Annotated in this window: 15 protein-coding genes, 1 tRNA gene and 2 rRNA genes; 7 read left to right on the top strand and 11 right to left on the bottom strand. The window is 68.8% G+C overall.

What is annotated here, in order from left to right:
* Positions 1-47 precede the first annotated feature (47 nt).
* The 4 genes from K5S26_RS10140 to K5S26_RS10125 all read left to right on the top strand — a co-directional run bounded on the left by K5S26_RS10140 (position 48) and on the right by K5S26_RS10125 (position 2572).
* Positions 48-821 (top strand): creatininase family protein, encoded by a 774-nt coding sequence (locus K5S26_RS10140; RefSeq protein ID WP_221857868.1) that lies wholly within the window; start codon positions 48-50, stop codon positions 819-821.
* Positions 818-1444, top strand: coding sequence for a pyridoxine/pyridoxamine 5'-phosphate oxidase (locus tag K5S26_RS10135; protein WP_221857867.1), 627 nt, complete (start codon positions 818-820; stop codon positions 1442-1444). The genes K5S26_RS10140 and K5S26_RS10135 overlap by 4 nt, the downstream gene beginning before the upstream one ends.
* A gap of 94 nt (positions 1445-1538) precedes the next feature.
* On the top strand, positions 1539-2435 hold the full coding sequence (locus K5S26_RS10130; protein WP_221857866.1) for a hypothetical protein: 897 nt from the start codon (positions 1539-1541) through the stop codon (positions 2433-2435).
* A gap of 64 nt (positions 2436-2499) precedes the next feature.
* A tRNA-Ala gene (locus K5S26_RS10125) sits at positions 2500-2572 on the top strand.
* A gap of 78 nt (positions 2573-2650) precedes the next feature.
* Here K5S26_RS10125 and K5S26_RS10120 read toward each other — a convergent pair.
* Positions 2651-3664 (bottom strand): LLM class flavin-dependent oxidoreductase, encoded by a 1014-nt coding sequence (locus K5S26_RS10120; RefSeq protein WP_221857865.1) that lies wholly within the window; start codon positions 3662-3664, stop codon positions 2651-2653.
* Between the two features lie 96 nt (positions 3665-3760).
* Here K5S26_RS10120 and K5S26_RS10115 point away from each other — a divergent pair, with 96 nt between their 5' ends.
* Complete coding sequence (locus K5S26_RS10115) at positions 3761-4222, top strand: MarR family winged helix-turn-helix transcriptional regulator (protein WP_221857864.1); 462 nt, start codon at positions 3761-3763, stop codon at positions 4220-4222.
* Between the two features lie 55 nt (positions 4223-4277).
* Here K5S26_RS10115 and K5S26_RS10110 read toward each other — a convergent pair whose 3' ends face one another.
* From K5S26_RS10110 to K5S26_RS10065, 10 genes are all read right to left on the bottom strand, one after another.
* On the bottom strand, positions 4278-5597 hold the full coding sequence (locus tag K5S26_RS10110; RefSeq protein WP_221857863.1) for a S1C family serine protease: 1320 nt from the start codon (positions 5595-5597) through the stop codon (positions 4278-4280).
* Positions 5598-5730: 133 nt separating this feature from the next.
* On the bottom strand, positions 5731-6504 hold the full coding sequence (locus K5S26_RS10105; RefSeq protein ID WP_221857862.1) for an L-threonylcarbamoyladenylate synthase: 774 nt from the start codon (positions 6502-6504) through the stop codon (positions 5731-5733).
* Positions 6501-7691 carry a hydroxymethylglutaryl-CoA synthase gene (locus tag K5S26_RS10100; protein ID WP_221857861.1) on the bottom strand — a complete coding sequence of 397 codons (1191 nt, stop codon included), beginning with the start codon at positions 7689-7691 and terminating at the stop codon, positions 6501-6503. Before K5S26_RS10100 ends, K5S26_RS10105 begins: the two co-directional genes overlap by 4 nt.
* On the bottom strand, positions 7688-8761 hold the full coding sequence (locus K5S26_RS10095) for a hydroxymethylglutaryl-coenzyme A reductase family protein (RefSeq protein WP_221857860.1): 1074 nt from the start codon (positions 8759-8761) through the stop codon (positions 7688-7690). Before K5S26_RS10095 ends, K5S26_RS10100 begins: the two co-directional genes overlap by 4 nt.
* Entirely contained in the window at positions 8758-9879 is a 1122-nt protein-coding gene (gene fni / locus K5S26_RS10090; protein ID WP_221857859.1) for a type 2 isopentenyl-diphosphate Delta-isomerase, read from the bottom strand. Before fni ends, K5S26_RS10095 begins: the two co-directional genes overlap by 4 nt.
* On the bottom strand, positions 9869-10960 hold the full coding sequence (locus K5S26_RS10085) for a phosphomevalonate kinase (RefSeq protein WP_221857858.1): 1092 nt from the start codon (positions 10958-10960) through the stop codon (positions 9869-9871). Before K5S26_RS10085 ends, fni begins: the two co-directional genes overlap by 11 nt.
* Positions 10957-11985, bottom strand: coding sequence for a diphosphomevalonate decarboxylase (gene mvaD, locus K5S26_RS10080; protein ID WP_221857857.1), 1029 nt, complete (start codon positions 11983-11985; stop codon positions 10957-10959). The genes K5S26_RS10085 and mvaD overlap by 4 nt, the downstream gene beginning before the upstream one ends.
* On the bottom strand, positions 11982-12953 hold the full coding sequence (gene mvk / locus K5S26_RS10075) for a mevalonate kinase (RefSeq protein ID WP_221857856.1): 972 nt from the start codon (positions 12951-12953) through the stop codon (positions 11982-11984). Before mvk ends, mvaD begins: the two co-directional genes overlap by 4 nt.
* Positions 12954-13077: 124 nt before the next feature.
* The gene (locus K5S26_RS10070; protein ID WP_221857855.1) at positions 13078-13914 is read right to left on the bottom strand and encodes a phosphosulfolactate synthase; all 837 of its coding nucleotides are present in this window, start codon (positions 13912-13914) and stop codon (positions 13078-13080) included.
* 26 nt (positions 13915-13940) lie between these two features.
* Complete coding sequence (locus K5S26_RS10065) at positions 13941-15314, bottom strand: MmgE/PrpD family protein (protein WP_221857854.1); 1374 nt, start codon at positions 15312-15314, stop codon at positions 13941-13943.
* Positions 15315-15981: 667 nt separating this feature from the next.
* Here K5S26_RS10065 and K5S26_RS10060 point away from each other — a divergent pair.
* A 16S ribosomal RNA gene (locus K5S26_RS10060) occupies positions 15982-17504 on the top strand.
* Between the two features lie 354 nt (positions 17505-17858).
* Positions 17859-20963: ribosomal RNA gene (locus tag K5S26_RS10055) — 23S ribosomal RNA — on the top strand.
* The 16S and 23S rRNA genes sit together here, the layout of an rRNA operon.
* Positions 20964-20981 lie beyond the last annotated feature (18 nt).

Here is a 20981-nt window from a genome sequence, read left to right as displayed (position 1 = left end):
GTCCTCCCGTCCGTCCGCCGTCCCGCCCCCTCGGAGGTGCGCACACCATGACCCGCCTGCTCGCCGAACTGCCCCAGCCGCGGGTCGCCGCGCTCCTCACCGAGGACTCGGTGATCGTCCAGCCGATCGGCGCGATCGAACAGCACGGCGCACACCTGCCGCTGAACACCGACCTGGTGATCCCCGAGGCGATCGCGGGCGCCGCCGTCGACCGGGTCGTCGCCGACGGCGTCGACGCGTGGCTGCTGCCGCCGCTCGCCCTGAGCAAGAGCGACGAGCACCACTGGGCGCCCGGCACCCTCTGGCTCGAGGCGTCGACGCTCTGGGAGACGCTCGTCGACATCGGCCGTTCGGTCGCCGCGACCCCCGCCCGCACCCTCGTGTTCGTCAACGGTCACGGCGGCAACTCGGCGCTGCTGCAGGTCGCGAACCGTGAGCTGCGCCGTCGTTTCGGCCTGCGCGTGTTCAGCATGGGGTCGGGGATCCAGCGTGCCGGTGACGGCCAGGAGGGGCCCGACGAGCTCGGCATGGGGATCCACGCCGGCCATTCCGAGACGAGCGTGATGCTCGCGCTGCGGCCCGAGCTCGTCGACATGCCCCGGGCCGTGCGCAACGTGCCGGCGCACATCGCGGACTACGAGACCATCGGCTTCAACGGCTATCCCGTGAGCTTCGGGTGGACCTCCGACGACTTCGGCCCCAGCGGCGTGATCGGCGACCCCACCGGGGCGGATGCCGCGTACGGCGCACGGCTGGTGAGCGAGGGCGTGGCGTTCGTGGCGAAGGCGCTCGCCGAGATCGCCCGCTTCCGTCACGCATGAGCGGAGCGCCGGGCAACGTGCCGCCCGAGAGTCTCGCGCGACCGGTGCAGGACGGCAGCTGGCCCGCCGATCCGTTTCTGCTGCTGCGCGAGTGGGCACCCGAGAACGGCGACCCCGACCGCCCGCTGGCGACCGTCGCCACCGTCGACACGGAGGGGATGCCCGATGCGCGGACGGTGCTGCTGACGGCCGTGCTCGACGACGGCGTGACGTTCCACACGGATGCCCGAAGCCGCAAGGCCGAGCAGCTGAGGGTGCGGCCGGTGGCCGCCTTCGTGGTGCGGTGGCCGGAGTCCGCGCGGCAGGTGGTGCTGCGCGGGCGTGTGGAGGAGTCGAGCGCGGAGGAGCAGCGGATCGCGTACGAGCGGCGCGCGCGGTATCTGCAGCTGCTCGCCTGGGTGAACACGGCGGGGTTCGCGCGCCTGCCGCGGGCGGAGCGCGAGCGGCGGTGGGGCGACGCGGACGCCGACGGCCCGTCGGGCGAGCCGCCGGCGGCGTGGACCGGCTTCCACCTGCGGCCGAGCGAGCTGATGTTCTGGGAGGGGTCGGCTGTGACGGCGAGCCGTCGCGTCGCCTATCGCCGCGTCGGCGACCGGTGGGCGACCGAGGCGCTCCCCGGCTGAGCGGCGCGAGAGGCCGGCGGGTCCGACCGTGGATCGCGGCGACACACGCGCCGACGTCCCGGCGCACGCTCGCCCGTCCCTTACCGTGGGTCGCATGGATGGGCAGCTGCTGGGCGGAGGCGTGGTCGTCGCCGTCGCCGCGCTGCTCTGGCTGGTCTACCTGCTGCCCACTTGGCAGAGCCGCATGCAGTACAACGCCGCCGAGCGCAACGCGGTGCGGCTGAACCAGGCCCTGCGGGTGCTCGCCCAGACGAGCGAGACGCCCGAGGAGGTGCGCGTCGAGCTGACCACGCGCGAGGCGGCCGCCAAGCAGCGGCTCGCCCGGCAGCTTCAGACGGAGCAGAGCCGCCTGCACGTCGAGAAGGACCTGGTGGCCCTCGAGGAGAAGCGGCGCGAGGTCGCTCGCCTGCGTGCCGCTCCCGAGGTGCGCCAGGCGAAGGCCCGGCGCCGCGCGAGGCTGGCGGCGACCGTCGCCGCGCTGTCGGGCGTGGTGCTGTCCGGCCTCGGGGTATGGGCGCTCATCGCCGGAGCAGGTGCGTTCCTGCTGGTCGTCGGGGCTCTGCTCGCGATCGTCGGCGCGGGCGTCCTGCAGCGCATGGCGGCGGTCCAGGTGCGAGCCGCGCGCCGCGCCGCGGTCGCCGTGGTGCCGCAGCCCGTGCGTCGCCGCGAGCCGGTGACGCTGATCGACGAGGCCGACCGCGGCTGGGTGCCCCGTCCGCTTCCCGCGCCGCTCACGGGGACGCAGGGCTCACGCGCCCAGGCCGCCCGGGCGGAGCAGGAGGCGCGCGATGCGCTGCGCCGCGCGGCAGAGTCCGAGGCGCTGCGTGCTCGCGCCGAGCGCCTCCGCCCGGCGCCCGTGCCAATCGAGACCGCCAGGCCCGAGTCGGCGCCGGCGGCCGCGTCGTCGCCTTACGCCCGGATGGGCTACGTCGACGACGCCGAGATCGAGGCGCACGTCCGCGATCTGCTCGCTCGCCGCGCCTCGGCGTGACCCGCCCGGGGCGCGCGCGGTTCGGGCAGGCGCCCGAGGTCTGGTAACGTAGTCCGAGGTTCACGGGCCCATGGCGCAGTTGGTAGCGCGTCTCGTTCGCAATGAGAAGGTCGGGGGTTCGAATCCCCCTGGGTCCACCGCAATCTGTGTCAGAACGGGAGCCCGGCCATCGGCCGGGCTCCCGTTCTGCGTCTGGCCTGGAGGTCGCTCGAGGGCTACTCGTGCCAGCCGAGCTCGCGCCCGATCGCGTGCACCGCGGCGAGCTGTCGGGCGTTGTAGTCGACACCCAGCTGGTTGGGGATCGTGATCAGGACGGTGTCCGCGGCGGCGAGGGCGGAGTCTGCGCGGAGGCGCTCGACCAGCTCTTCCGGCTCGCCCGTGAAAGAGCCGCCGAACCTGTACGCGAGGCCCTGCAGCACCCCGGATCCCTCGTCCCGTCGCGGATCGGCGCCGAAGTAGGCGCGGCTGAGATCGTCGACGAGCGGCACGATGCTGCGCACCACCGTGACCCGCGGCTCCCACGGCCACGCGGCCTCGCGCCAGGCGCTCCGGAACCCGTCGATCTGCTCGCGTTGAAGGTGCTCGAAGGGGATGCCCTTGTCGTCGATGATGACCGTGGAGCTCATCAGCTGCATCCCCTGCCGCGCGGCCCAGAGCGCCGTGTCGAGGTTGCCCGCTCCCCACAGCACGCGCTCGCGCAGACCGGGTGAGACGGGGGTGATCGGCAGCAGAGCCCCGGCGCGACCGGACTCCGGAGCCGGTGTGGCGATGCCGTCGCCGCCGATCGCGGAGAGGAAGGACGCCGTGTGTCGGCGTGCCAGGTCAGCGGGTGACTCATCGTCCCTCGGGGTGTGCCCGAAGCGCTGGTAGCCCCGGTCGGCGGCCTCGGGGGAGCCTCGGCCGATGCCCAGCTGCACCCGTCCGCCGGAGAGGAGGTCGAGGGAGGCCGCCTCCTCGGCGAGGTGCAGAGGCGCCTCGTACCGCATGTCGATCACGCCGGTGCCGACCTCCAGCCGACTCGTGCGCGCCGCGATCGTCGCGAGCAGGGGGAGCGGCGACGACTGCTGCGCGGCGAAGTGATGGACGCGGAAGTGCGCCGCAGCGATCCCGATCTCCTCGGCGGCGACGGCCAGCTCGAGCGACTGCCGCAGCGACTCCTCCGCTGAGCGCACACGTGAGCCGCGTGCATCGCTCCAATGCCCGAAGGACAGAAAGCCGATCTTCTTCATCTCGTTCTCACCTTGATACTTGAATGTTCAAGTTGAGACGCTAGCGCTTCAACTTGAACAGTCAAGTAAGGTGGACTCGGCCACAGAGGAGGACCGATGACCCGGAAGCCGGCGCTGACCGCCGAGGAGGAGGACGCCTGGGCCCAGCTGTTCGTGATCGCCCAGTGCCTGCCCGCCGTGGTCGACCAGCAGCTGCGCAGCGATGCCGGCCTCGGGCACTACGAGCACGCGGTGCTGCACGCCCTGTATCGCGCGGAGGGCAGCACTCTGGCGATGGCGGAGCTCAGCACGCTCACCGCGGGCTCGTTCTCCCGCCTGTCCCACTCGGTCACGAGGCTCGAGGATCGCGAGCTCGTCAGCCGCGACCGGCGCGGGGCGAACCGCTACGTCTCCCTCACCCGCGCGGGCCGGATGGCGTTCCTCGACGCGGCCTCCGGCCACATGGACCAGATCCGCCGGACGGTCCTCGACCTCATCGATCCCGCCGACGTCGCGACGCTCGGCGACCTCCTGCGGCCGATCGCCGCCGGGCTTCGCGACCGGCTTCCGCGAGGGTGACGAGGCGCTCGGAGCGTCGGGGAGCACCGGTGTCGACGGATCGCGCGGGCGGCGCTCAGCCGGCGGCGCCCTCGATCAGCGTCACGGTGGCGCTGTGGGTCGCACCGGACGAGTCGGTCCAGTCGATCGACACCGCATCGCCGGGCTCGTAGCCGACGAGGAGCGTGCGCAGCGCGTCGGCCCCGTCGACCGCCGTGCCATCCACCGCGGTGATCGTGTCGCCGGAGGCGAGTCCCGCCTCCGCCGCCGGCGTGCCCTCGACCACCCCGGCGATGGTCGCCCCGGATGTCGTCGACTGCTGCGAGGCCCCGGGCTGCCAGGAGGCCCCCTGCGCGGTGGTGTCGGAGAGCTGCACCCCGAGGAAGGCGGGCAGGCCGATGCTGACCGTGTCCGTGTCCTCTCCGGAGAGGATCTGGTCGACCAGGCCCAGTGCCTCGTCGATCGGGATGGCGTAGGCGACCGTCGTCGCCGTGCCGCTGGAGGCCGCCGTGGTGACGCCGACGACCTCGCCCTCCGCGTCGAGCACCGGACCGCCGGAGTCGCCCGACACGACGTCCGCGCTGATCTCGATGAGGCCGTCCAGAGTGGCCGAGGAGGACAAGGCGGAGGCGGTGGTCGTGATCGTCTGACCCAGCGCGGTGATCTCTCCCTCGGCGGCGAGCAGCACGCCCCCGCCCTCGGCGTTGCCGACCGCGGTGATGGCGTCTCCGACCGCCTCCTCGTCGTCGTCGATCGACGCGGTCTCGAGGCCCGAGGCACCCTCGAGCTGCAGCAGCGCGACGTCGTCGGACGCCGCCGTGCCGACCACGCTGGCGGTGTAGGTCTCGCCGGTGGTGCCGATCGTGACGGAGATCTCGGTGGACCCCTCGATGACGTGGTTGTTCGTCAGGATCAGCCCGTCGCTCGTGAGGACGATGCCGGTGCCGGCGGCCTCCGCCTGCTGGTAGCCGAGCACGGTCTCGATCATGACGACGCCGGTCGACTGCTCGTCCGACGCCGCGGCGGCCTCCGCGACGGAGGCCGCGGAGTCGCCGGTGGACGGCGAGGAGCCGCCCTGATCGGGGAACGTCTGCGTCGGCGAGCCCTGGCCGCCGGTGTCCTGACCGGGCGCCGACCAGCCGCCGCCGCGAGACTGCGCGGCCTGAGACGGAGCGTCCTGCGTCGGCGTCGTGTCAGCCGTGGCGGTCGTCGTGTCGGCGCTCGCCCCGACTGCCGCGGGCACCGCGAACGCGATCCCGCCGGCGACGACCAGCGCCGCCGCCGCGCAGGCGATCGGCCCGCGGCGGCGGTACCAGGGCGAGCGAGCCGACGCGGCCGCCGCGCCGCCCTCGGGAAGGTCCCGTGCCGTCTCCTGCTGGCCGTCCTGCTGGTCCATGCCCGTCTCCCTCCGGCTCGCGTCACCGGCCGTCCGATGTCGTCGGGACGATTCCAGCGCGCGCCGCCATGAGAGGCCGATCGGACCGATATGGGGGCGCTATGAGATCGGCGGCGAGGGCGAGGGCGAGCCGTCAGTAGTACTGGCCGTGGCGGTAGTCCCAGCTGGGGAAGGCCGCCGCCAGGTGCGACAGGATGCGGTCGACGTCGAGGCCCCCGCGGATCACGGTCGGCGCGGGCAGCACGCCGCGTGCCCCCCTCTGCTCGGGGACGAGCCTGCCGTCGTCGTCGACGAACGACACCATCACCCCCTGCTCGTAGCGCGTCTGCGCCGAGGCCGACGGCTGGATCGACCGCACGTAGTCGTCGGCCTCGACGACGACGTCCGCGGCGGCGTCGATGGCCTCGCCGATCCCGGCCACCACGCCGCGGTTGCCGCGGCCGGAGGGATTGGCGGAGCTCGCGAATGCGATGGTGCGGTCGCGCTGCCACAGCTCGCGCGCGATCTGCTCGCCGGGCGTGCCGAAGCGGACGACGAAGCAGCTGGTGCCCCGTCCGTCCGTGGCGAGCTCGGCGGCGTCGTCGGACAGCAGACGCCGTCCGCTCTCCGACCACGGCAGGATGCAGCCGAGCAGGATGTCGTCGTCCCAGTGCCGCTGGTAGAACCCGTCGACCTCGTCGTCGAGCTGCGCGAGCTCGCGGAGCTCCTCGAGCGACCCGCAGAGCACGACCGCGGGCTTGGTGCGCGCGCGCTGCTTCGCGGCGAACTTGCGCTCGAGCCCGGCCCGGTCGGTGGCCATCACGACGTAGCCGACCTTCGTGGGCGCCACGATCATGCCGCCGTCGGCGCGCAGCGCCTCGATCGCCTCCGGCGGGACGACGCCGCTCCAGGTGACGTGGGTGCTCATACGCTTCCTCCTTGCTCTGCGGCCGCGGACGGCCGGTCCGCGGTGTTCTCGTATCGGCGGGCACGGGACCGGACGCCCGCGAACCGGTAGGGGCCGTCCGTCACGCGCCGGGTCACGGCGTCGGCCGACCCGGTCGGCCGCGCCGCGTGCAGTCGCTCGTACTCGTCGACGCTCAGCGGCACGCGCGCCGCCAGCGCGCGCGTCACCTCGTCGCGGGGGCGGACGGCGTCGTAGCCGGGCCGGACGACGCCGGTGAAGAACTCGCCGACGCTGCCGGACCCGTAGCTGAACAGGCCGATCCGCCGACCGGCGAGGGCGTCGTCGCCGTCGAGCAGCGCGGCGAGCGCCGCATACAGCGACGCGGTGTAGGTGTTGCCGAGCCGCCGGTTGTACTCGAGGCCCGATCCGAGCCGCTCTCCGTCCGGCAGCCCGACGTGCCGCGCGAGGGCGGCGTGGGCCTTCTCGGCCATCCGGGTGAAGGGCTGGTGGTACACGAACCGGTCGATCTCCGACGCCGTCGCGCCGCCCCGCGCACGGTGGTCGTCCCAGGCGGACTTGAGGGCGGCGAGGTAGGCCGAGACCGACAGCCGCCCGTCGACGACGGCGGTCGAGGCGTCGTTGGGGCGCCAGAAGTCGTCGACGTCCGCTGTGGCGACGCCCGACACCGGCTCGACCTCGAGCAGCGCCGGATCCGCGGACACGAGCATCGCGGCCGCGCCCGCGCCCTGGGTGGGCTCCCCGGGCGAGTGCAGCGCGTACCGGGCGACGTCCGCGGCGATCACCAGCACGCGCTCGGCCGGGTCGCGGTGCACGATGCCGAGAGCCGTCTGCAGCGCCGCCGTGCCGCCGTAGCACGCCTGCTTGAGCTCGACGGCACGCACGCTCGGCGGCAGCCCGAGGAGGCGGTGCGCGTAGACGGCGGCCGACTTCGACTGGTCGACGCCCGACTCGGTGGCGAACAGCAGCCAGCGGACGCCGTCGGCACCCGTGCGATGCAGGAGCGTCCGGGCCGCGGCCGCGCCCATGGTCACGACGTCCTCGTCCTCGGCCGGGAAGCTCATCGACTCCTGACCGAGCCCTACGAGGTACTTGCCCGGGTCGACATCGCGCCGGGCGGCCAGATCGGCGAGCCCCACGACGTGGTGCGCGGTGGCGATCGCGAGGTCGTGGATGCCGACCGCGGTCACCGCTCGTCCTCCCGCGCGGGGCGCGCGCCCCCGCGTTCGAGGACGGTGTGCGCGGCCATGAGCTCGCCGGGATTCGTCTGCGCGGCGAGCAGGGACAGCTCGCCGCAGAGCACCGTCGCGGCCGTGATGGCGGCGAGCCGGCGGGCGTTGGCGCCGGGCTCGCGTTCCTCGCGGCAGCCGAGCCGGGTCAGCGCCCGCTCGACGTGGGGCAGGTGCTTGCCGTTGCCGACCGTGCCGACGATCAGGTGGGGCAGCGTGCACGAGAAGTACAGCCCCTCGTCCCGCGTCTCGGCGTAGGTGATCCCCTGCGAGCCCTCCACGATGTTCGCCGCGTCCTGCCCCGTCGCGAGGTAGAGGGCCAGCAGCATGTTGGCGTAGTGCGCGTTGGCCGAGCGCAAGGCGCCGGCGAGCGTGCTGCCGACGAGGTTCTTGCGCGTCACCAGGTCCGTCAGCCGGGCGGTGCTGGTGCGCAGCGTGCCGGCGACGACGTCGTGAGGGATCAGGATGTCGGCGAGCGCTCGGCGCCCGCGCCCGAGCACGCCGTTGACCACGGTCGCCTTCTTGTCGCTGCAGTAGTTGCCCGACACCGACCCGTACTCGACGGCGAGCCCCCACGACAGGATCGTGCGCAGCAGGGCGTCCGACGCGGACGTGACCATGTTGTGGCCGGACGCGTCCCCCGTCGTGAACGCGAACCGCACGAACAGCAGGTTGCCGACGATCTCCGACCTCGCCTCCAGCAGTCGGGCGTGACGGCTCTGGGCGGACACCACGAGCTGCAGCTCGCCCAGGCGTGCGTCGATCGCGCGGGACGCGGCATCCGCGGACGCCGCGTCCCGCGCGGTGAGCAGCACCGAACGCGTCATCCGCTCGTCGACGATCGAGACGTGGATGCCGCCGGCCTCCCGGGACACCCGTGCGCCCCGAGCGACGGACGGCCACAGCGGCGTCTCGTAGGTCGCGAGGGGCACCTCGACCTCCTCGTCGACCGCGCCGGTGACGCGGATCGGCCCGACCCACCGGGTCGGGATCGTCGTGACGGGCGGCTCCTCTGCGCCGAGCGGGCTCATGCTGTCCTGCCTTTCCGGATGGGGGCGACGGCCGCGGCGGGCGTGCCGTCGCCCCTGCGCGAGAACGCCCCGGGATCGATGCCGCGCAGCTCGCAGAACTCGCGGACGCGTCCGCGCAGCAGGAGGTCGACGCCGGCGGCGGCTGCCGGAGTCGGGGTGCCGAGCAGCGCGAGCAGCTCGGCGGTCTGTGAGATCCAGGCCCGCACGTCCTCGACCACGGCGTCCGCGCCCCCGTCGACCGCGACGGCGAGGAACGGGCCCGCGACGCCCGCGGCGCGGGCTCCGAGCGCCAGCGAGCGGACCACGTCGAGGGGGGAGCGGACCCCGCCGGAGGCCAGCAGCGCCGGCCCGTCGCCCGGGGCGTCCAGCAGGCAGCAGGCGGCCGACTGGCCGTAGCCGTCGAAGAAGGCGTATCCGCCGCGGCGCGCGTCCTCGATCCGGGCGAAGCTGGTGCCGCCTGTGCCGCTGACGTCGGCGACGCGGACGCCGAGGCCGGAGAGGCGCCGCAGGGTGCGCCGGCTGAGGCCGAAGCCGACCTCTTTCACGATCACGGGCACGGGCGACGCGGCGACGATCCGCTCGATCCGGCCGGCCCAGGATCCGAAGTCGCGCGACCCCTCGCGCATGATCGTCTCCTGCACGGCGTTCAGATGGATCTGCAGCGCGTCGGCCTCGAGCAGGTCGACGGCGCGTGCGGCGTCCTCGGGGCCGCGGTCGGCGCCGAGGTTGGCGAGCACGACGCCGCGCGGGTTCTCGTCGCGGATCACGCGGAAGCTCTGCGCGGTCCAGGGGTCGTCCAGCGCGAGGGAGAGGGAGCCGGAGGCGATGGGCGCGCCCGTCTCGCGGGCGGCGATCGCGAGGGCGCGGTTGACGCGCTCGGCGTTCGCCGTGCCGCCTGTCATCGCGTTGATGTAGAGCGGCACGGGCCACGTGCGGTCGCCCACCCTGGTCGCGAGATCGACGTCGCCGACGTCGATGCCGTCGAGCGCGTGATGGACGATCTCCACGTCGTCGAAGTCGTTGCGCGCCGCCGGCTCGCGCTGCTGCGTCACCGCCAGGCGGAGGTGGTCGTCCTTGCGCGCGGCGCGGGTGCCGGCCGTGACGGTCTCAGAGTCCAAAGACGCCTCCCTCCGCGGGGTGCACCCCGAGGCGGAGCCGCCGGATGTCGTGGCGCTCCCAGGCGCGCAGCAGCGCCGCGGCGTGGGCGTCCGCGCTGGCCAGGACGATGCCGCAGTCGCCGCCGCCGGCACCGGAGGGCTTGGCCGCGGCGCCGTTCTCCTCGGCGACGTCGCACAGCACCCGCAGCTTCTCGGTCTCGATCTGCGTGCCCGACGCCGCTCCGAGGCGCCGCAGCAGGCGGCGCGCGCGGCGCACCACCGCGAGCGCACGCGGCCCGTCGTCGTCGGCGAGCGCCGACACCAGGTCGTCGACGCAGGTGCGGCTCTCCTCGAGGAAGGCGCCGTAGCTGCCCCCGGCGGTCTCGCCGTGCGGCCGGACGCCGTCGACCAGGCGCTCGGTGGGGGCGGGGGAGCCGGTCCAACCCACCAGCAGGCGCAGCGCCGACGGATGGGGGAGCCTCGTGACCGAGCACTCTGCCCAGGCATCGGACTCGAGCGCGGCGCTCGGGCCGTGGCGCTGCAGGTGCTCGCGCAGCGCGCCGCGGTCCGGTGCGCTGTAGCGGATCCACCCTCCGAACGTGCTGGCGGCGATGTCGCCGCCCGACGCGGAGGGAGCGACCTGGATCGTGGCCAGCAGGGCGAGCTTGAAGCGCTCGGCCCGTGTGAGGGCGAGACCGTAGAACTCGTCGAGGGCGGCGATCGTCGCGACGACGACAGCCGCGGACGAGCCGAGGCCGAACTTGCGTCCGTCGGCGTCGTCGAGCTCGCTCTCGATCCGCAGGTCGAAGTACCGCGGCGCGAGCCGACGCTCGGCGCGCAGTCTCTCCGCGACGGCGATCGCCGCGACGACGTAGTCGTACGGGTGGTGCTCGAGGACGATGCCGACGCTGTCCTGGTCGCGCACCCAGACGAGCGGCAGGCTGCCGTACTCGCGCGAGTGCACGCGTCCCGCGCCGGAGCCCTCCGTCAGCCGCACCGTGATGTACCTGTCGACGGCGATCAGCACGGCGGGCTGACCGGGCTCGACCACGGCGTACTCGCCGGCGATGAAGAGCTTGCCGGGTGCTCGTGTCTCGATCATGCGTCCGCGTTCCTCCGCTCGTCGCCGTGCTCCGCTCCGCCGCGTTGTCTTGCTCCGTGCCGTTCGTCGTGCCGTTCGACCCGCACTCCGGGTCCGGGGCCGGCCACGCGCACCTCGCCGAGCGGGGCGAGGGCTCTCGCGACGGCGTCGGCGTCGGCCGGTCGCGCGAGCACGAACACGTGCGGGCCGGCGTCGGCCGTCGCGTAGGCCTCCAGCCCCGCCCGCCGCATCGACTGCACCTCGTCCAGCACCGCGATGCTGGACGGCCGCAGGTACCGGATGGGCGGGTCCGCCGCCTGCGTCACCGCGTGCATCCGCAGCGCGTTGGTCTCCGCGATCCTCCCGATGCGAGAGAAGTCGCCGTCGCGGCACGCGTCGAGCATCGCCTCCAGGTCTCGCGAGGCGGAAGCGGTCCATGCGGTGTGGAACGGCGACGTGAGGGCCGTGCGTCGCATGCCCTCCCGGCTCGACACGGCCTTCTCGGGGGCGTCGACCGACACCGCGACGAGGCGCATCGGCGGGGCGTCGACGGGCTCGGCGAACGACGAGGAGTCGTCGTGGCCCGCGTGCCAGACGGCGAGCCCGGGGATCACCGAGCGCGCGGCCGAGCCCGATCCGCGCCGGGCGAGCACGCTCAGCGAGCGGGCGTCGGTCGGCAGGCCGTAGGCGGCCGACGCAGCGCCCGCGAGCGCGGCGAACCCCGCTGCCGACGACGCCATGCCGGCGCCGGTCGGCGCCGTGTTGACCGAGCGCACCACCGCCCGTTCGGGGCGGCCCGCGCGCTCACGCACCAGATCGAGGAATCGCACCACTCGGCCGGTCGCCGCCGGGCCGGCGGCGGTGTCGCCGAGGACGAACTCATCGGCGGCGGCGTCCGGGTCCAGCTCGACGGTCGTGGTCGTCGGCAGGATGTCGAGCGTCATGGAAAGGCTGCCGGTCTGCGGCAGCATGAGCTGCTCGTCCCGCTTCCCCCAGTACTTCACGAGAGCGATGTTGGGATGTGCGTGTGCCGTGGCGGCGGTCATGCCGGCGTCTCCGTCGCGTCGGTGCGGGGCCCGTCGCCGCCGATCACCGTCGTCCACACGCGCGCTGCGCCCGCGTCGCGCAGCACGCTCACCAGCCGGGCCGCCCCGTCGGGATGCGGGGCGACGGCGACGATGCACCCGCCGCGCCCACCGCCGGTGAGCTTCGCTCCCGGGGAGCCGCCGCGGCGGGCGGCGTCGACGAGCGCGTCGAGTCGCGGCGTGCTCACGCGGAGCCGCCGGAGCAGGCCATGTGCCCGCTCGAGCAGGTCGCCGAGCTCGTCGGCTCGCGCCGCGGCCAGGGCCTGCGCGGCCGGGTCGGCGATGTCGCCGAGCTCGGCGACGATGCGGTCGACGGCGCGCCGGTCGGCCTGCCGCAGCACGCGCACGCGGTCGACGGCGTCGGCGCTGGAGCGTCGCACACCGCTGTCGGCGACGACGAAGGCGACGGGCGCCGTCACCACGACGGGAGCCGGCGTCTCGACGACGCTGAACCTGATCGCGGTGTCGGCGGCGACGGCGCGTGCGTCGATCCCGCTGGGCGCCCCGTGCGCGGCACGCTCCGACTGCTGGACGAGGGCGTACCGCTCGTCGGGGCCCAACCGGACGCCGGCGGCGTCCGCGGCCGCGGCCACGATCGCCGATGCGACCGCGGCGCTCGAGCCGAGCCCGCGGGCCGTCGGGATGGTGCTGAGCACCGTGACGGACAGCGGCGGGAGGCCCAGGCGGTGCCGAGCAGCCTCCACCGCGGCGGTGAGAGGGGCGAGGCGCGGAGGGGCGTCGGCGAGCGGTCCGCGGTACAGGGAGCTGGCGACGGCGGGTGCCGGGGCCGCCTCGAGCGTGGCTCGGACCGACAGCTCCGGGATCGGGATGGCGAGCGCCGGTGCTCCGTAGACGACGGCGTGCTCGCCGACGAGGATCGCCTTCGCGTGGGCGCGGCCCGTGCCGGTGAGGGGAAGGGTGAAGGTCATGGATCAACGGTTCTGCGCCGGGGCGCGACGGTGACGGACGTGCGGTCTGGGCGACGTGGACGCGCCTCGACGGCGCCGCGTGCCGGAGGGGGGTCCGGCAGGTCGGCGCCGTCGAGGCGGACGGTCACGGCGCGGGGTTGATGACCCGCCCCCACGTGCTCTTGTTGCCCCAGATGTTCTGGCGCAGTCCCTCGAGCTGCAGGATCTGGCTGTGGTCGACGAACAGGTTGACCTCGTTGCCGTAGTTCTTGATGTACCACTCGAAGACGGGGCCGTCGGCCGCCTCGAACATCACGTTCTCGATGCCGAGGCCGTTGATGATCGAAGCGGCCGCGCCGGTGTTCCACTCCGAGACGTTCTCGGTGATGCCCTCGGACTCGATCATGATGATCGAGGCGCCTGCGTCGAGCGCCCGCCTGCCGCGGTCGATGAGGTCCCCGATGTCCTTCTTGCCCTCGCCGGCGAGCTCCGCCTCGCTCGAGTCGCCGCCCGAGCCGATCTGGATGCCGAGCTCGGGCTTCGCCTTCAGGCCGGCCGAGACGACCTTGTCGACGAGTCGCAGCAGGCCCGAGGTGTTGAGCATGATGAAGCCCGTCGAGATCTCGATGACGTCGAAGCCCACGTCCTTCGCCTCCTTGAGGTACTGGTCCACGGCGTCGTCGCCGTACCGCAGCACGGTCTCGATCCATCCGCCCGACGAGACGTACGCGCCGTTCTCGTGGGCGATGTCGCTGAAGGCGCGCACCTGCTCGGCGGGCAGCAGGGCGAAGGACCCGCCGGCCCACTTGATGCCGTCGACCCACGGGCCGGCGACGTCGAAGACGTCCTGCATGCGCCGTGTGCCGAACGTGTAGTAGTAGGGAGCCCGGATCTCGGTGATGCCGAACGTGCGGGGCTTGGCCGGGCGATACGCGCGCGGCACGAAGTTGAAGGAGACGTCGTGGGGAACGGCATTGCTCATGGGGTGTTCCTTTCTCTGGGGTTGTCTCAGGAGCGGGTGATCGAGACGCGTGCGAGCGCGTCGGTCAGCTCGGCCACTCGCCGGTGCTCGAGGTCTCGCACGACGCCCGCGATCTCGTCGCGCAGCGCGGCGTCCGCGAACGGCGAGGTGAGCGCGTCGAACTTGGCCCGAGCGCCCTCCCAGCTCAGCGGGTCGTCGTGGAAGCCCTGGTACGAGTCGCGCGCCGCGGTCAGCACGGTGCCGTCCCGCAGGGTGACGACGAGCTCGGCCGGCATGTGGGCGGGGAACCGGTCGGAGAAGGCGTCGTCCGGGAAGATCCGCACCCGTGACATGAGCGACTGCACGTCCGGGGCGAGGATGCGTTCCGGAGCGTACTGACGCGGGGTGAGCTCGCCGTCGACCAGGACGGCGGCGATCATCCACGGCAGGGAGTGGTCGGCCTCCTCCTTGGTGCGGACGGTGCGCTTGTCACCCTCCTCGCCGCCGCCGATGATCGAGAACGCGACGTCGAACGTCCGCAGGGTCACCGTCGCGACGTCGTCGACGCGGAAGCCCCGCTGCGCGCGGATGTCGAGGGCTGCGTCGAGCGCCGACTGCGAGTGGATCTCGGCGTTGTGCTTCTTGATGATGGTCCGTCGCACGCTGTCGAGCGGCTCGGCGGACCAGTCGATCTCGAACGGACCGGCGATCGAGTCCTTGAAGCCCTTGTTGCCCTCGAACACCGCCTCGGGGCCGGTGATGCCCCGCGAGGCGAGCAGCGCGGCGAAGGTCCCTTCCTTTGAGACGTGCGGGTAGGCCAGTCCCTTCCAGTGGCTGAGGTTGCCGGTGCGCGTGACACGGAGGGCCACGTTGGCGGTGCTGGCGATCGACACCGCGTTGGCGATCTGCTGCTCGTCCAGGCGCAGCGCCTTGGCGGCGCCCGCGGCGGCGGCGTAGGCGCCCTGCGTCGTGTGATCGAAGCCCTTCGCCCGCACCGGGGCGACGTCCGACAGGCGTGTGTGGACCTGGTAGGCGACCGCGAGGGCCGTCAGCAGCTCGGCGCCGCTCGCCTCGGCGCTCTCCGCTGCGGCGAGCACGGCGCCGAGGTTGTCGGAGGGATGGTTCGTCTCGCCCTTGGCCAGGTAGGAGTCCATGAAGTCGAGATATCGGCTCAGGGCGCTGTTGAAGAACGCCGCCCGGTCGGGAGCAGTGCGACCGCCGCCGATCAGGGTCGACACGGGCGAGCCGCCGAGGTCGTCCACCAGCCCGCGGATGCGGACGAGGGGCTCCGCGTCCAGCGCTCCGATGGCGACCCCGAGGGTGTCGAGCACCCGGATCTTGAGCTGCTCGACGGTCTCGGTATCGAGTCGGGCGGCGGACGCGTCCGCCACGAAGCGGGCGAGGTCTTGTACTTCGGTCATGGGAGCCTCCGAAGGTTGATTTAGGTATGCCTTACCTAAAGAACACTCGGGATTTATCTTGATGTCAAGATAAATCTGTGGCCTCGGAGCGGACGCACAGGTGGTCCGGGATGCGAGCGGTGGGCGGCGGTGGTGGCGCCGGGCGAGGGGGTGGGCGCCGCGACACGCCCGGGACCGGCCGCGGTTTGCCCGTCCGGGGGGATTCGCGTAATGTATTCCCTTGTCGCCGCCAAGCGGTGAGGTTGAGCCGGAAGGCTCCCACCCCAGGTCGACGACAACCCCACGTGAAGATCACGCTCTTGAGCGTGCTGGCCTTCGGGTCTAGCGTGGGGGATCCAGCTTCTCGGGCTCGACTCGACGATGTCGGGTCGGCCCGCTCAGGCGGTCACCGAGGCGGCGTGTCGGTTTGACAGGCCGAACGAGCTGGATAAGATAGAGAAGTTGCCCCGGAGGGCTGCGGCGGGAGTCGCAGGGCTGGGAGCATCCGATCCTTGAGAACTCAACAGCGTGCACTTGTCAAATGCCAAATAACCTCGTCGGCTGACTCTTTGGAGTTGGTTGGCAGAGATTCCTTTGGATCAATTTATGGAAGTCAGTTTTGACATCCGTTTTTGGTCAGTTTCAAACTCGCTGCTTCATCGTTTTCCCGGTGATCGCAGTATTTTTCTTTACGGAGAGTTTGATCCTGGCTCAGGATGAACGCTGGCGGCGTGCTTAACACATGCAAGTCGAACGGTGAAGCTCCAGCTTGCTGGGGTGGATCAGTGGCGAACGGGTGAGTAACACGTGAGCAACCTGCCCCGAACTCTGGGATAAGCGCTGGAAACGGCGTCTAATACTGGATACGCACCGCACAGGCATCTGTAGTGGTGGGAAAGATTTTTTGGTTCGGGATGGGCTCGCGGCCTATCAGCTTGTTGGTGAGGTAATGGCTCACCAAGGCGTCGACGGGTAGCCGGCCTGAGAGGGTGACCGGCCACACTGGGACTGAGACACGGCCCAGACTCCTACGGGAGGCAGCAGTGGGGAATATTGCACAATGGGCGGAAGCCTGATGCAGCAACGCCGCGTGAGGGATGACGGCCTTCGGGTTGTAAACCTCTTTTAGCAGGGAAGAAGCGAGAGTGACGGTACCTGCAGAAAAAGCGCCGGCTAACTACGTGCCAGCAGCCGCGGTAATACGTAGGGCGCAAGCGTTATCCGGAATTATTGGGCGTAAAGAGCTCGTAGGCGGTTTGTCGCGTCTGCTGTGAAAACCCGAGGCTCAACCTCGGGCCTGCAGTGGGTACGGGCAGACTAGAGTGCGGTAGGGGAGATTGGAATTCCTGGTGTAGCGGTGGAATGCGCAGATATCAGGAGGAACACCGATGGCGAAGGCAGATCTCTGGGCCGTAACTGACGCTGAGGAGCGAAAGGGTGGGGAGCAAACAGGCTTAGATACCCTGGTAGTCCACCCCGTAAACGTTGGGAACTAGTTGTGGGGGCCTTTCCACGGTCTCCGTGACGCAGCTAACGCATTAAGTTCCCCGCCTGGGGAGTACGGCCGCAAGGCTAAAACTCAAAGGAATTGACGGGGACCCGCACAAGCGGCGGAGCATGCGGATTAATTCGATGCAACGCGAAGAACCTTACCAAGGCTTGACATATAGAGGAAAGTTCTGGAAACAGTTCCCCCGCAAGGTCTCTATACAGGTGGTGCATGGTTGTCGTCAGCTCGTGTCGTGAGATGTTGGGTTAAGTCCCGCAACGAGCGCAACCCTCGTTCTATGTTGCCAGCACGTAATGGTGGGAACTCATGGGATACTGCCGGGGTCAACTCGGAGGAAGGTGGGGATGACGTCAAATCATCATGCCCCTTATGTCTTGGGCTTCACGCATGCTACAATGGCCGGTACAAAGGGCTGCAATACCGTGAGGTGGAGCGAATCCCAAAAAGCCGGTCCCAGTTCGGATTGAGGTCTGCAACTCGACCTCATGAAGTCGGAGTCGCTAGTAATCGCAGATCAGCAACGCTGCGGTGAATACGTTCCCGGGTCTTGTACACACCGCCCGTCAAGTCATGAAAGTCGGTAACACCTGAAGCCGGTGGCCTAACCCTTGTGGAGGGAGCCGTCGAAGGTGGGATCGGTAATTAGGACTAAGTCGTAACAAGGTAGCCGTACCGGAAGGTGCGGCTGGATCACCTCCTTTCTAAGGAGCATCTGGAGGCCTCGGCCTTCCAGGCGCCAGATCAGGACCGAATGTGTTCTGCTGGTTAGCTCATGGGTGGAACATTTGACATGCCGTCAGCGCAGCTGATTGGAGCTAGTACGACCTGCTTGCGGGTCTGGAACGGTCTGGTCGGGGAGCGGGGCGGCTGCACGCTGTTGGGTCCTGAAGGACCGGGGCCTCTGGGTTCCCTCCTTCTGGGCCCTGCTGGGGTTTCCGCGGTTGCGGGGGTCTTGGTGGGGTACCGCCCGTACTTTGAGAACTACACAGTGGACGCGAGCATCTTTAAAGATAGCGAACACAGATCAAACTTTGTTTGTTTTGTGGCTCATGTGATTTCAAGTCTTTAAGAGCAGACGGTGGATGCCTTGGCATCTGGAGCCGAAGAAGGACGTAGCAATCTGCGATAAGCCTCGGGGAGCTGATAAGCGAGCTGTGATCCGAGGGTGTCCGAATGGGGAAACCCCGCCAGGCGTTTGTGCGACCTGGTGACTCCCGCCTGAATATATAGGGCGGGTAGAGGGAACGTGGGGAAGTGAAACATCTCAGTACCCACAGGAAGAGAAAACAACAGTGATTCCGTGAGTAGTGGCGAGCGAAACCGGATGAGGCTAAACCGGGCGTGTGTGATAGCCGGCAGGCGTTGCACGTTCGGGGTTGTGGGACTCTCTTGATCTTTCTGCCGAAGGGTCGACGTGACAGCAGCGTATAGACGAACGGTCTTGAATGGCCGGCCAGAGTGGGTGTAAGCCCCGTAGTCGAAATGCGTGTGCTGGCGTGGAGAGTATCCCAAGTAGCACGGGGCCCGAGAAATCCCGTGTGAATCTGTCAGGACCACCTGATAAGCCTAAATACTCCCAGATGACCGATAGCGGACAAGTACCGTGAGGGAAAGGTGAAAAGTACCCCGGGAGGGGAGTGAAATAGTACCTGAAACCGTCTGCTTACAAACCGTTGGAGCACCCCTGGTAGGTGTGACAGCGTGCCTTTTGAAGAATGAGCCTGCGAGTTAGTGATACGTGGCGAGGTTAACCCGTGTGGGGCAGCCGTAGCGAAAGCGAGTCTGAATAGGGCGATTCAGTCGCGTGTCCTAGACCCGAAGCGAAGTGATCTATCCATGGCCAGGCTGAAGCGACGGTAAGACGTCGTGGAGGGCCGAACCCACTTAGGTTGAAAACTGAGGGGATGAGCTGTGGATAGGGGTGAAAGGCCAATCAAACTTCGTGATAGCTGGTTCTCTCCGAAATGCATTTAGGTGCAGCGTTGCGTGTTTCTTGCCGGAGGTAGAGCTACTGGATGGCCGATGGGCCCTACAAGGTTACTGACGTCAGCCAAACTCCGAATGCCGGTAAGTGAGAGCGCAGCAGTGAGACTGTGGGGGATAAGCTTCATAGTCGAGAGGGAAACAACCCAGACCACCAACTAAGGTCCCAAAGCGCGTGCTAAGTGGGAAAGGATGTGGAGTTGCTTAGACAACCAGGAGGTTGGCTTAGAAGCAGCCACCCTTGAAAGAGTGCGTAATAGCTCACTGGTCAAGTGATTCCGCGCCGACAATGTAACGGGGCTCAAGCACGCCACCGAAGTTGTGGCATTGAAACTATTGGCAGGCCTTCGTGGTCCAGCCGTTTTGATGGGTAGGAGAGCGTCGTGTGGCGAGTGAAGCGGCGGTGTGAACCAGCCGTGGACGCTACACGAGTGAGAATGCAGGCATGAGTAGCGAATGACGTGTGAGAAACACGTCCTCCGAAAGACCAAGGGTTCCAGGGTCAAGCTAATCTTCCCTGGGTAAGTCGGGACCTAAGGCGAGGCCGACAGGCGTAGTCGATGGACAACGGGTTGATATTCCCGTACCGGCGAAGAACCGCCCAAACTAATCCAGTGGTGCTAAGCGCCCGAATCCATCCATCGTCACCTTCGGGTGACACCGGGTGGGCTAGCGCGCGACCCCATGCTGGTGCGGTTAGCGTATTAACAGGTGTGACGCAGGAAGGTAGCCCAAGCCAGGCGATGGTTGTCCTGGTGCAAGTGCGTAGGCCGACTCTTAGGCAAATCCGGGAGTCATGTGGCTGAGACACGATGCGGATAAAAAGTGGGTGATCCTATGCTGCCGAGAAAAGCATCGACGCGAGGTTCCAGCCGCCCGTACCCCAAACCGACTCAGGTGGTCAGGTAGAGAATACCAAGGAGATCGAGAGAATCGTGGTTAAGGAACTCGGCAAAATGCCCCCGTAACTTCGGGAGAAGGGGGGCCTTCGACGTATTAGGACTTGCTCCGAAAGCGTTTGGAGGCCGCAGAGACCAGTGGGTAGCGACTGTTTATTAAAAACACAGGTCCGTGCCAAGTCGCAAGACGATGTATACGGACTGACGCCTGCCCGGTGCCGGAAGGTTAAGAGGACCGGTTAGCCGCAAGGCGAAGCTGAGAATTTAAGCCCCGGTAAACGGCGGTGGTAACTATAACCATCCTAAGGTAGCGAAATTCCTTGTCGGGTAAGTTCCGACCTGCACGAATGGCGTAACGACTTCCCAACTGTCTCAACCGCGAACTCGGCGAAATTGCATTACGAGTAAAGATGCTCGTTACGCGCAGCAGGACGGAAAGACCCCGTGACCTTTACTACAGCTTGGTATTGGTGTTCGGTGTGGCTTGTGTAGGATAGGTGGGAGACTTTGAAGCGGTGACGCCAGTTATCGTGGAGTCGTTGTTGAAATACCACTCTGGTCACTCTGGATATCTAACTTCGAACCGTGATCCGGTTCAGGGACAGTGCCTGGTGGGTAGTTTAACTGGGGCGGTTGCCTCCCAAAAAGTAACGGAGGCGCCCAAAGGTTCCCTCAACCTGGTTGGCAATCAGGTGGCGAGTGTAAGTGCACAAGGGAGCTTGACTGTGAGACTGACAGGTCGAGCAGGGACGAAAGTCGGGACTAGTGATCCGGCAGTGGCTTGTGGAAGCGCTGTCGCTCAACGGATAAAAGGTACCTCGGGGATAACAGGCTGATCTTGCCCAAGAGTCCATATCGACGGCATGGTTTGGCACCTCGATGTCGGCTCGTCGCATCCTGGGGCTGGAGTAGGTCCCAAGGGTTGGGCTGTTCGCCCATTAAAGCGGTACGCGAGCTGGGTTTAGAACGTCGTGAGACAGTTCGGTCCCTATCCGCTGCGCGCGTAGGAAGTTTGAGAGGATCTGACCCTAGTACGAGAGGACCGGGTTGGACGAACCTCTGGTGTGTCAGTTGTTCCGCCAGGAGCACCGCTGATTAGCTACGTTCGGGATGGATAACCGCTGAAAGCATCTAAGCGGGAAGCCGGCCTCAAGATGAGACTTCCATGCCCCTTGTGGGTGAGAGGCTCCCAGCCAGACTACTGGGTTGATAGGCCAGATGTGGAAGCACGGCAACGTGTGCAGCTGACTGGTACTAATAAGCCGATGACTTGATAACACTTCGCTTTCTGATAAG

The organism is Microbacterium marinilacus (assembly GCF_019753765.1).
In the GTDB taxonomy this organism is placed as follows: domain Bacteria; phylum Actinomycetota; class Actinomycetes; order Actinomycetales; family Microbacteriaceae; genus Microbacterium; species Microbacterium marinilacus.
The sequence above is the reverse complement of the archived record's forward strand: the minus strand, read 5'-3'. Positions and strand labels throughout refer to the sequence as shown.